The organism is Alphaproteobacteria bacterium 33-17 (assembly GCA_001897445.1).
Lineage (GTDB): Bacteria > Pseudomonadota > Alphaproteobacteria > Rickettsiales > 33-17 > 33-17.
Window position 1 is genome coordinate 14,990 of the sequence record MKSX01000011.1, and the last position, 12,726, is coordinate 27,715.

The 12,726-nt window shown below is 32.9% G+C and carries 12 protein-coding genes; 4 read left to right on the forward strand and 8 right to left on the reverse strand.

Annotated features, from left to right (window positions below; genetic code table 11):
* The first annotated feature begins 261 nt into the window (after positions 1 to 261).
* Entirely contained in the window at positions 262 to 4,110 is a 3,849-nt protein-coding gene (locus tag BGO27_02040) for a hypothetical protein (GenBank protein OJV15270.1), read from the forward strand.
* A gap of 38 nt (positions 4,111 to 4,148) precedes the next feature.
* Here the strand turns inward: BGO27_02040 and BGO27_02045 are convergent, their stop codons facing one another.
* Positions 4,149 to 5,612 carry a hypothetical protein gene (locus BGO27_02045; GenBank protein ID OJV15271.1) on the reverse strand — a complete coding sequence of 488 codons (1,464 nt, stop codon included), beginning with the start codon at positions 5,610 to 5,612 and terminating at the stop codon, positions 4,149 to 4,151.
* A gap of 371 nt (positions 5,613 to 5,983) precedes the next feature.
* On the opposite strand from BGO27_02045, the gene BGO27_02050 reads away from it, so the two are divergent.
* From BGO27_02050 to BGO27_02060, 3 genes are all read left to right on the forward strand, one after another.
* The gene (locus BGO27_02050) at positions 5,984 to 7,429 is read left to right on the forward strand and encodes a hypothetical protein (protein OJV15272.1); all 1,446 of its coding nucleotides are present in this window, start codon (positions 5,984 to 5,986) and stop codon (positions 7,427 to 7,429) included.
* 71 nt (positions 7,430 to 7,500) lie between these two features.
* Positions 7,501 to 8,460: a hypothetical protein gene (locus BGO27_02055; GenBank protein ID OJV15273.1), complete on the forward strand. Its 960-nt coding sequence runs from the start codon at positions 7,501 to 7,503 to the stop codon at positions 8,458 to 8,460.
* A gap of 193 nt (positions 8,461 to 8,653) precedes the next feature.
* Entirely contained in the window at positions 8,654 to 8,935 is a 282-nt protein-coding gene (locus tag BGO27_02060) for a hypothetical protein (protein ID OJV15274.1), read from the forward strand.
* A 42-nt stretch (positions 8,936 to 8,977) separates the two neighbouring features.
* On the opposite strand, the gene BGO27_02065 is transcribed toward BGO27_02060, so the two are convergent.
* The 7 genes from BGO27_02065 to BGO27_02095 form a co-directional block, all read right to left on the reverse strand.
* The gene (locus tag BGO27_02065; GenBank protein OJV15275.1) at positions 8,978 to 9,745 is read right to left on the reverse strand and encodes a hypothetical protein; all 768 of its coding nucleotides are present in this window, start codon (positions 9,743 to 9,745) and stop codon (positions 8,978 to 8,980) included.
* 75 nt (positions 9,746 to 9,820) lie between these two features.
* Positions 9,821 to 10,258, reverse strand: a complete 438-nt coding sequence (locus tag BGO27_02070; GenBank protein OJV15276.1) for a 30S ribosomal protein S9 — start codon at positions 10,256 to 10,258, stop codon at positions 9,821 to 9,823.
* A 14-nt stretch (positions 10,259 to 10,272) separates the two neighbouring features.
* The gene (locus BGO27_02075) at positions 10,273 to 10,746 is read right to left on the reverse strand and encodes a 50S ribosomal protein L13 (GenBank protein ID OJV15277.1); all 474 of its coding nucleotides are present in this window, start codon (positions 10,744 to 10,746) and stop codon (positions 10,273 to 10,275) included.
* A 25-nt stretch (positions 10,747 to 10,771) separates the two neighbouring features.
* A complete protein-coding gene (locus BGO27_02080; GenBank protein OJV15278.1) occupies positions 10,772 to 11,149 on the reverse strand; it encodes a 50S ribosomal protein L19 in 378 nt (125 codons plus the stop codon).
* A complete protein-coding gene (locus tag BGO27_02085) occupies positions 11,142 to 11,879 on the reverse strand; it encodes a tRNA (guanosine(37)-N1)-methyltransferase TrmD (GenBank protein OJV15279.1) in 738 nt (245 codons plus the stop codon). Before BGO27_02085 ends, BGO27_02080 begins: the two co-directional genes overlap by 8 nt.
* Position 11,880: 1 nt before the next feature.
* Entirely contained in the window at positions 11,881 to 12,369 is a 489-nt protein-coding gene (locus BGO27_02090) for a 16S rRNA processing protein RimM (protein ID OJV15280.1), read from the reverse strand.
* A 7-nt stretch (positions 12,370 to 12,376) separates the two neighbouring features.
* Positions 12,377 to 12,712 carry a 30S ribosomal protein S16 gene (locus BGO27_02095; protein ID OJV15281.1) on the reverse strand — a complete coding sequence of 112 codons (336 nt, stop codon included), beginning with the start codon at positions 12,710 to 12,712 and terminating at the stop codon, positions 12,377 to 12,379.
* Between the last annotated feature and the right edge of the window lie 14 nt (positions 12,713 to 12,726).

The following is a 12,726-nucleotide window of genomic DNA, read 5'->3' on the forward strand; positions in this document are numbered from 1 at the left end:
CAATACATCTCAAAACAAAACATCATATACTTCAAGGCTACATCAATACAATATGGACGCCTTTCTCGCCAGATTTTTCCTCCCTTTTCAATAAATCCCTGATTTTTATACAAATTCAATTCTAAGATTATTTTTTGCTGCTTTTTATTCAAAAATTTATACATAAATTTAATTAACCTGTATATAATCCACCAAAAATTAGGATTCGTCCTTTTTATTTCTTCAACTTTATAGAGAAAAATAATGATGTGGTATGTGTGGATGGGAGTTAAGGTATGTGGTGCGGTGGTGTGTGCGTATTTTGCGTATAAGATATTGGCGGCTGCATATCGTAAATTATCACCACGCATTAAAAGATTATTTAACCGCATTAAGCAAAAACTAAAGGGGGATGACAGATCCCCCATCAAAGCAAAATATAAAGAAGTAGAGGAAGAAATGAAAGACGTAACAGTAAATCCGGATGAATTTTACGTATCAACACCAGCAGCAAGTATAAACAAGATAAAACTTAGCGAACCTATTACAATTAGAATAGAAGACGTAATTGCAGAAGGTAAACGTAACTACAATCACATGATAACTAATGTTTTACCAAGCTTAAGAATAAGACAAGCTAAATATTATGAATATTATTTACAAAGATTAGCTGCAATTAAACAACAATATAGATTAGATGTGGGAGATGAAAAACCTTTAGCTAATCAAGGTTTTTTTCTTAAAAAAAATAAATTAAAAGCCCCTGTCACAATGGACCCTGGTCTCCCCTTAAGAAAAGGATATGGACTTGAGCCTGGTATAGATAATTTTTCTGAAGGCAGTGCTGTTAGTTCATTATATTCGCACAACTTATACTTTTTAGACCTTAACAGAGAAATACATTATTACACAAAATGTGTAACAAAGTTTTTCTATACACATTTTGGTAAACATATTGGTCAAACTATAATAGACAAAATAAAACAAAAAGCATTTGATGCTGCTGATGCCAATAAAGATACCAAAGGCTTTTGGTTCATAGATATTATGTATAATGAACTGACAAAATATGTAGGCGAGGTAGAGGGCAGAAAAGAAAAGTTTAAACTTTTTACCGAAATGTTTAAATACTTACAGATTATTAATGATGAGCAAAATACATCTTTAATGAAAAATTTTATTCCTGTTGAAAAACTTCGTCATTTAAGAACCATAGACATTATGGCATTAGTTCTAAGCTCACCTGATAAAGCTATGGCTATGGCAGATGAATATGATGGCTTTAATGATATTTTTGAAGAACATACTAAATATGATGAGGCGTTTTTCAAAACTTATTACGAATGGTGCGTAGTAATGAATTATAAGGTTGAAAGGCGCAATAAGATTATAGAAGAAGCAAGAACCAGAAACGAAGAACCGAACTTAGAAAGCACTATAACAGAACTTCCTGCTGATTATGTATATCCATATGAGTATGAACCAGGTAAATTTGCCCAGATTAATCCTCGTGATCCAGTTATGCTAGGAAGCATTTCATATAGCAAAGTATATTTACTTGCAGAAATATTTGATACCAATTTTGAAGATATACTATTAGCAAGCTTTAAAAACAATTCATGTCGCATAGAAGATCATAACAAATGCAATGGATATTTTTTAGATAAAATGACACCGCGTGAACTGCAAAGAACTCATTTATACCGCTTGGGTGAAATGGCTATTGGTAATTACCGCTATCAAGACAAATTAAACAACTGTAAATTTGACGAAGTGGCAAAATATGAAATGCAGTTTGTAGTAGATGAAAGTCAGCTTCACAGAATTTGCATGAATTTTGCTATACTTGACGACATATATAAACATGGGCGTTATGGTGGGGCTGCTACTGGAAGAATCGACTGGAACATTAAGGTAGGATTTTTAGAGAGCTCTTTATATGCACCAACTCTAAACACAGTACATGAAGGCGATGAGGTTCTGCCAAACAGATATCAATATGAGCTTGAAAAAGGATATATTGGCTTTTTCAAAATCCTCCCAAGACAAAATCTTGTTAGCCGCATAGAGATCCTTAAAGAAGTTGCAATCAACTGGACAAAAAATGAGTGGACAGACGAAAGACCTCACAGAGGTACCATGTACATGAAAGACATAACCTTTCTTACAACCGTATTCGACTGCGCAGTACATGCAATAAGACTTGCAAAACAGCAAGGTTATTCTGAAGAAGATCTCAATAAAATGAGAGAATTCTACAAAGAGATGTTATTTAAGTCATTTAAACCAAGATTCGCCTCTTCTTCTACAGTATGTAATATGTACTTAGAAAGACTCATTAAAAAAGACGGTATCAATGAAGATCTCACTAATGTTGTTTTCGACGTAGAGTTTAATGCTGCAGAAAAAGATTTAAAGCATAACATACAAATGCTTTCAAGGGTAATGTCACTTAACCCACATGGTGTGAAGTTAATATATGACTTTGTTACCCAGCGCGGACATTTTACAGAAAAAGAAATTTCTAAAATTAAAAGGAGCAAGCTATTTAGGACTATAGAGGTAGACTCATTATTCGATTATGAGCCTGATATAGTGATACCTGACATATTTGGGGTTAACCTTGCAAGACTTGAGGCTGAAAAAGAAAACTCACCTGCATTTAAATATACTCCAAGTGGGTATGCTGAAAGCCTTCACATATTATTTAATGAAAAGTTCTTACCAAGTTTGCATCTTGATAAGGAAAAATTAAATGAGATTATCGGCTATGGTGTGTCATATAGTAAAGATGCTGTATTTAGGGGCGCATCAAATGAAACATTAGACCGAATAGGCTTTACTGGAATTACCAATATGACAGGATCCTATTTTAATTCTGCTCAGCTTGGAAGGTTCGGAAAATATTCATTACTTAACCTTATGATATCAAGTAGCATAGCAAGTAATAATCAGGAGCTTCTTGATAAGTTGCTTACATATTCTACTAATAAAAACCGCGATTTAGCCCATATTTTTAATTTTGACGCATTACTGATAAGAGCGATTAAGCACAAAGATTATGCTGGCTTTTGGAAGATGGGCGCTAAAATTATTGAAGTTCATGGTGGTCAAGACTCCAACCCTACCTGTGGTGCCTATATTTTAGCAACTATCAGAGAAGGGTTAGATTACGCGATTGCATCGGATGATGTTGAAAGTTTCTCGTTCCTAATGGATCTTATGCATAAAGGTTCATACCATCAAATTATGAGAAGGGCACCAATGAGTATATGCTTCATGGATTCTCGAGAAGAAGTTCAAAACGCAGACTTAACTAAATTTGCTGAAATTATTGCTGATGATATTGTAACACATAACAAGCCTAAAGCATTATATATGTTACTTACGGAATATCCTGAGTATATAGATGCTGTTAAAGCCAGAATTAAAAGTAAATTGACACCAGAGCATGTTGAGTTACTAAATGTTATTGCCAGAGCTGAGTCTATAGCCGATCTGGAGCCAAAGCATGCGCTTGAGATGCTGATCAAAGAAGGTTACAGACCAGAAGTTTCAATGCTACTACTTTCACACAGGCTTGATCATACTCAGTTTTTCCACAACTGTTACAGAATTTTCGATGGAGTTTTAAGTGGAAAGATTGCTACCATAAGCTTTGCTGAAACTGCTGCAAGTACAATGCTGCACAGAATGGACAATCTTGACCTTTCAAGTAGTGATGGTAAAGAACAGTACAAACATGCTGTATCCCTTATTAAAAATCTTAAACTGATGTACAGACAAAATATACAGGCAACAAGGTTGTTTGATAATGTACTTGCTACTATGGATGAGAAAGTAAAGACTAAGCTTAAAAAAGAAGAAATTGCAGAAGAAAAATCTAAGCTTGGTGATTTCTTTGCGCCATTATTACATAAATTTGGTATACAACAACCAAAAAAAGCAACCCTTGTTCAGCCTGAAGTTTATGAAGAGTTTTTATCTGCAAGGATTACAAATCAGCTAGCTATTGTAATCGAACCGTTTGATCTTAGAGTTGACATTCAGTTCAACACACAAGGTCAAACCTCACTCAGAGAAAGAGAAGAAGCAAGAAGAAAAGCCTTAATTGCTCAAAATGTGAACTAAGAACTTAAACAATCCAGCATAGAATACTACTGGATTGTTTAAGCTGATAAATCCATTTTTTCCAAATTATCATTGTTTTCAAAGTTTTTAAAATATTCTTGAAAATATGATATTAAAGCATCTTGGTTATTTGAAAATTGGAACATAAGAACAATATCTGGATTTAGGGCAAAATTAACCCCTATTTTATTATAAAGTTCCCTAATCTTGTCTTCTATCATACCAGATATAAAATCATCCCATCCAGCTTTTGGAAGTTTCATAGCCCTTTCATAAGCGCCAGACATATAGTGCTTTGTTGCCTCTTTTATAGATTCTTCCACTGTATAATGTTCTATTGGCTTTCTTTCAGGGCTAAAAATGCTTAAGTCTGTGCTAGTATCGATCCCTAATATTCTATTTGCAACTTCTTCTGATATAATTGGGGATTGATGAAAACCGTCTCTATATGTACCTGAAATAACCCATAAGCCCTTAACTGATGTTTCACCGATTAGTGGCAGACCGTCTAAAGACGCAGGTCTGTTTCCAACCATAATTTTTTGCATTTTAGCTTTATAAAAATCCTGATGAAGCTGCTCTACCGTACATTCTAGTAAGAAATGAATTATGCCGACTTCAGATAAGTCACTAGGATTTACGTATACGTTATTAGAAGCACCAACATATAAAGAATTGTCATTATAGGGTAAAATATGTAGCCCACATGCCCCTGAGCGATTTGGCGTTCTTATAAGGTGAGGCACATTTATTACTTTTTCAATCAGAACCGCCTGCCCTAACCCCGCAAAAATCGGTACTGTATTGATACCAAAATCAGAGTTTTCTATGATAGACTGCGTATAGCTTCCAGCACATAACAGAAGCTGGTCGGCAGTAATACTGGCATTCGATTTCAGCTCAATACTGAAACCACTAGCATTTTTATCAGATTTTATAACCGCATCATCAATAATATCAACATTATCATTAGCCGATAAAATATCGAGCAATCTGTCTAAAATTAAAGTAGGGTTGATAAATCCTTCGTTAGGCAAATAATATGCTTCAATGGCTCTAGCATCCTCTACTGGTTTAAAGCCTGGTATTGTAAAAGGATCTATTCTACTATAATCTTCGTTAAAATCGTTTAAAGCGGCAATCATTGCATAAATATTTTCGTGATCAACTATACCACTTTTGGAATTATTAATAACGTAAGTGCCTTTATTAATCTCAAGTTTATCAGAAAAACCTCTATTTAGCTCATTTATATGATCATCCCATTTTCTTAAAGCTTTATAGCATGTATCAAACTTTTTATTACCAAGTTCAGTTTTTAATGAAGAGTGTGTAAGCTCGCCGAAACAGCTTATCATACCACCAGCTGCATTTGTAGCACCGCTTAGTCTTGACTTAGGAGCAACTACGGCTATCCTAATATTATTATGCTTTTTGGTTAAATTATAAGCGATTGATAGCCCTATTATACCATTACCAACAATTGCAACATCGTATTTCATTAAAAAAACCCAAAATTATTTTGTATTGATTTACCAATAAGAATAAATGCACTATAATGAATTAATAATAAAAATCAATTTAAATAAAAATGAACCTACTGAAAAATATATATAAAACAATCAAAGATAGCTTCTCTGAGCAGATGGCAACCCTATTTGCTATTTTCGGAGTTTTAAACTTTTTAATGTTCGATTTTTTATGGAATCTTCTTCATAACATTGAAAATGTTAATTCTAACCTACGCCTCATTGCAGCTGGACTTTGTTTATTGTTATCAGTTAATAAATGGTGGCCATCAAAGCTAAAACCTATATTACCATTTTTTTGGATTATAACCGTCATATATTGTCTTCCATTTTTTGGAACTTATATGTTTCTCGTTAATTATACTTCGTATGCATGGCAGTCAAATGTCATTCTTGGTTTATTCTGGTTAATTCTTATTACCGATTGGTTATCTTTTTCTGTTATTTTATCGAGTGGTACATTACTAGGGCTTTTGTTTTATAAATACCGTCACGGAGACCTTCCTGATGATATGCTTTATTATAAAGATACCTTTATCAACCTTGCGTGGGCAGTAGTAATTGCAATATTGTTCTCTCGGAAAAGGGAATTACTTGAAAAAATCAAGGAGCTTAAAAAGATTAATAAACTAAACAAAAAGATTAACAAAAAAAATAAACAACTTAAGAAAGCTTTAGCTTCTAAAACTGAATTCTTAAATAATGTTAGCCATGAAATTAGAACGCCAATTCAGGGAATTACCACTATTTCTGAACATTTAGCGCAGGATTGGCAAAAATTAGATGATAACACAAGACAGTTTTTAGCAAAAAAAGTTGCAGCCAACGCTACAAGGCTATTCTCGTTTATTAGAACAATATTAGATTTGTCGCGCATGAATAAGGGCAAACTTGATATGCGGTTTGCCCCAATGAGCCTTCTAAAATCTATTATAGAAATTAAAGAAGAATGTGAGGATTTATACTTAGATAGCCGAAATGTAGAAATTCAATTTGATAATACTTTAGAAGATGCCTGGATTAACGGCGACCATGAACGTGTTATGCAAGTTATAAGAAACTTACTAACAAATTCTATTAAATTTACTAAAAGTGTTATAAAACTCTCTCTGCAATATAATCATGATGAACAAATATATGTTTTTACCATTACAGACGATGGCATGGGTATTCCTAAAAAAGAACTTGAAGAGATATTTAAGCCATTTGTCCAAAGTACCTTAACTAAAACAGGCGCAGGTGGTACTGGGCTTGGGCTTACTATCTCTAGGGATATTATTAAAGCTCACAGAGGTAAGATTTGGGCTGAAAATGTTGAACCATCAGGAGCTAAGTTTACTTTTACTATTCCAGCTTTAACTGAATTTGAAAATATATCGGATTTTACAAAAAATACTTTAAAGGCACCTGATATAAAAAATATTATTATCATCGATGATGAAACAAGTGTTTTAATGAGCATAGAAATGATGCTACACAAGATCGGTTATCATGACCTAAAAATGTTCTCAGATGCTAAAAGCGCTATTTTGTTTTTAGAATCCAATGAGTTCATCCCCGATTTAATTATTGTTGACCTTATGATGCCGAAAATGAATGGAATAGATTTTTTAAGTGAAATTAGTAACATTTCACAACTAAAATCTGTGCCTAAACTTTTACAAACAGGATCACATGATCATAATTTACTTTCTAAACTGGGTAGTTTTGAAAATTTAAAAATCCTGCATAAACCATTTAATACCGAAGATTTATTAGAAAATATTATTAAGCTTACTACTAAAAATTAATAAAACCTTTTGCAATAATTTAATAAAACCATTAAGATTTTAATATTAGTGTATTGTAAAAGTTTATTTATATGAAAACAACTAAAGATGAAGCAAAGATAATTAATAAAGCTTTGGACTATTGGAACAAGAATGGACTTATTAATGACCAAACCAAGCAAAAGTTAGGTCATACAATAATAGCGGAAAATTTTGCATGGAAAAGCTTTTCAAAATATTCCTCTATCATAGCAGTTGTATGCTTTGTTATTGTAGTTATGTCAATAGGATCTACGGAAACTGTTATTAATGCTTTATTATTTCCACCACATAATATAAAGGCTATTATATTAACAATACTTTCTTTAGCTATTTTAAGTAAAAACTATTTTTCTAAATCTAGCTCTTATACAAATGTAATTATAAATTTTCTTGGACTTGTAACATCATTACTTGGTTTTTACCACATATTTAAAACTGCAATATTTGACCAAACTACTATATTTTTATTATGTGGGATATATTATTTAGCCATAGCGCATTTTATAAACTCTATGCTAATAGGGTATGTTGGATGGAGCTTTTTAGCATGTTACCCAATAATCTTACTCCAAATACCCACAAACTTCATTCCTGAGTTTTCTTTAATAATTAATGTATTATTTTTCGGTATAGGTGTTTTATCAACTAATATCAATTATATACTTAGCAGATCAGCAATTATATGCAGTGCTATAGGCATATTCATTGCTACTATATTCTTAGCAATATTTCCTAATAATACTCATTTATTGTCTGTATTTGGCAGTAATACAAAGTATTTTTGGGCTATAATTAATTTGGGAACAAGTATACTTTCCTTGATAGTAGGGGCTAAACTAAACAATACATTAATTAGAAGATTAGGATTTGTATTTACAGTTCTCTCTGCTTTTATGCTTTATTTCTTCGTATTTTGGACAATCCTACCTCAAATGCTCTTTTTCTTATTTATAGGACTTATATTTTGGATTGTAGCAACATATAGCGAGCAGTATATTGGCAAGTTTTAACTGCATATGTTCTTATAAGTCATTTTATGTTGCATTATTGTCATAGTTTGCTATCATATATTTCTAACAGTTAACTAACTAACTGCAAAGTTATTACAAAATTAATAATCTAGCAGAAGGTTTGGGACAAATGTTGCGAATTCTTCCTAGATTATTATTAGGCTTTGCCGCTTAGTAAGTCAGGAGGTATATTATGGAATTAAATAACGTTGCAATGCGATACTTTGAAAGGTATATGTCGGCAATTGGAATTATCGGACACTCAATTTTTATTTTTCAAACTTATAAAGTACTACAAACACATAGCTCCGAAGATATATCGCTATTAGGCTTTACTATGGCTTTTATATCAATTTGTAGCTGGCTTTTCTATGGTCTAGTTACACACGATAAGGTGTTGGTTAGGGTAAACATATTCGGCTTTGCCGTAGCCCTTGTTTGCATATTGTCGATTATATTTGTAAGATTGTACTAATTATTAAGCTATTGAAATGGATAGCTTTGTAATTGGTATATTCTATAAAATACTGCACTTACCAATATAGGCATGTTTAAGTTTTATATTTTTAGGGTATGATCCATATTTGATACTGCCAATGCCAACATAATCACGATATATTTTTTCGGTAATTTCAGGCGGTAGGGCAATTACCCTATCCCTTACTTTATCAATGGCTGAAAATGTAACGTTATTATCTTTTCTTAATGAGTGAAATTTGACGATACTTATGAATGATTCCCAACCTATATAATAGGGTTCATCATTTTTCTTAAAATTAAGAAAAACAGGGCTGTATTTTTCTAAAATATACCCACAAAGTTCTAAGCCAAATTTAAAATTTGCATGTTTCAAAGGGTCATTTTCATTTTTAGGGCTATATTTTCTATAAAATCCATCAACAATATCTATAATATCAAGCCCATATTTATGATTTAACGCTTTGGCAAGTTTAACATATTTAACCACCCAAAGATTGGGATTGAATATATTTTTTGGATCATCTATTGCTAAATTATTCTCACAAATATGCCATAAAATATATAAACGCCTGAAACTAAATGAATTTTTACTACTGTTATGAAATATCAGAATTTCTTTCATCAATTGCTTGTTTGACATATGCGTCATCAATGAACATAAAATATCGGATTTATATTCTTTTTCAAAATAACTGTCGATTAAGTTAAAATTTGCACGTATTAGGTAATCCTCAGATTTATTACATATATGTTTTGCTAAAAGAACTATTAACTTGCATTTAAGATTATGCTCTTTATCCTGCATTTGAATTAACCCCTAAAATATAAAAACGCCGCTTTTGAGGGCGACGTTTTTATTAATGTATAATATAGTAAAATACTAACGTTTAGAGAACTGGAAGCTTCTTCTCGCTTTCTTCTTACCATAGTGCTTACGTTCAACAACTCTTGAATCTCTTGTTAAGAGTCCAGCAGCTCTTAATAAAGCTCTGTAAGCTGTAGGATTGTATGATGCAAGCGCACGAGAAAGACCATGTCTTACCGCACCAGCCTGACCTGAAAGACCACCACCAGAAACAGTACACATAACATCAAATTCTCTGTGTGTATTTGTTGCATCAAAAGCTTGATTAATAATATCTCTTGATACTGGTCTTGCAAAATATTGCTCAACAACTTTACCGTTTACAATAAACGCACCTTTACCTGGTTTAATCCAAACTCTGGCTTTAGCGTTTTTACGTCTACCTGTACCGTAAGCTCTACCAAATTTGTCGAGCTGAGGTTTCATATCTTTTACATCTTGTACTTGAGTCATAATAATATCCGAAATTAGTTATGTTGTGAATTTTTAGGATTTTTTGATCTTATGTCAAGTGTAGCAGGTTGCTGAGCTGTATGTGGATGCTCTTCACCAGCGTAAATAAATAGGTGAGACATTTGTTTTCTACCCATTGTACCTCTTGAGATCATTCTTTTTACTGCAAATTCAATAACTCTTTCTGGGTATTTACCTTCAAGGAGTTTACCAGCAGTAATTTCTTTAATACCACCAGGGTGACCTGTATGACGGTAGTAAAATTTACCATCTTTTCTATCGGCTTTTCTGCCTGTAAGTCTTACTTTTTCAGCATTAGTAATAACTACGTAATCACCACAGTCCATGTGAGGAGTAAATGTAGCTTTATGCTTTCCACGGAGGATCTTTGCAACTTCAGCTGCAAGCCTACCTAATACTAAACCAGATGCATCAATATGCACCCAATTTTTTTGTACATCTTTTTCTTTTAATACAAAAGTACTCATAGTTTAACCTTAAAATTTAAGTTATTTACTCGGCAACCGAATGTTTTTCTTTCATTTCTGTAATACGTGCAGATTTACCACGGAGTTTTCTCATGTAGTATAATTTCGCTCTACGTACTCTACCGCGTTTAACAACAACGATTTTATCAATTCTTGGCGAATATAATGGGAAAATTCTTTCTACGCCTATGTTATGGGAAAGCTTTCTAACAACAAATGATGAAGCATATCCTTTATTTCTTACTGCGATGCAAAGTCCTTCGAAAACCTGAATCCTTTCATTGTTTCCTTCAACGATTTTTGCATGCACGCTAATTGTATCACCCGCTTTAAATTCTGGGTGTGACTTATTTTCTGTCAATTTTTGAATTTGAGCATTATTGAAAAGCTCTAACTTATTCATATTTTGCCTCGTTACAACCTATAATTTTAGATTCTTTAAAATTTTTCCAAAGATCTGGACGGCGCTTCTGAGTAATTTTTTTTGCCTCATCGAGCCTCCATTCCCTGATTTTTCTATGGTCACCGGAAGTAAGAACTTCTGGAACCACAAGACCATTCCATGAAGAGGGTCTAGTGTATAACGGATATTCTAATAAACCAAAAAACTCATTTTGGCTACAAAAACTTTCTTCCATTAATGCATTACCGTTATTTATTACACCAGGAATGAGTCTAATGCAAGCATCAATTAGTGTCATTGCAGGAATTTCTCCACCGGACATGATAAAATCGCCCAAAGAGACCTCCTCAAATTCATAAAAATCAATGACTCGCTGGTCAATTCCTTCATATCTGCCACACAGCATTAATATGTCGGAACAACTTTTTAAATTTTCAATATATTCGTAATTTATTTTTTTTCCTCTTGGGGAAAAATATATAAATTTCTGAACATTATGTTTAGCTTTGATATTATCAATAGCTTTACCTAAAATATCAGGGCGCATAACCTGCCCGATTCCACCGCCAAATGGCTCGTCATCAACAGATTTGTAATTACGCTCCACAAAATCCCTAGGATTTGTCACAGTGTAATTCCAGTGCTTTCCAAGCGCTTTCCCAGCTAATGACATTCCCAAAATCCCTGGGAATGCATCTGGTAACATTGAAATTATATGAAAATTCTGCATTTTACACCTCATCAGGTATATTGCAGTAAATTACCTTATTTTCTACATCTACTTCAGGAAAAGTATCGTTATTAAAAGGAAGCAATAATTTATTGCTGCGAATTTCTACTTCACAAATATCGCCTGCTCCATAATTATGAACCGCAATAATTTTCCCTATTTTTTCTTTAGAATCAGGATCTTTTATATCCATATCTATGAGATCGCTAATATAGAACTCGCCATCTTCTTCAATTTCAGGGAAATCTGATCTCATTGCAAATATTTGCATGCCTTTAAGCCTGTCAGATATGTTTTTATCATTTACACCATCTATAGAGCAAATTGATACATCCTGATTAGATGATCTGACTTTAAATTTAATTTTTTCATTATTTTCCTTATAAAGTGCTGGAAAACCAAAAAAATTAGGGGTCAAAGCTTTCACTTTGACCTCCCCTTTTACTCCATGCGAGCCAATAATATAGCCAACTAAGACTAATTTAGACATTAGATAACTAAGCCTGCTCTTTCATCTCTTTTTTAGATAATTTTTTAGGATTGTTTCTTAAACGCTCAAGTCTTTTAGAAACATTACCCGGAACTTCGTAATTATAAGCATCCATAAGTTTTGCAACTCTATCAGTCATTTGTGCGCCTTTAGCAATCCAATCTTTAACTAAATCAATTTTAATACCAAATCTTTCTGCAGAATCTTTAGCTTTTGCAGGATTGAAGAAACCGAGTTCAGCAATAAAGTCACCATCTCTCGGTGCTGTTGCATTAGCTACTACAACTTTGTAGTATGGTCTCTTTTTTGAACCACGTCTTGTAAGTCTTATTTTAACTGTCATGTCTTTACCATATA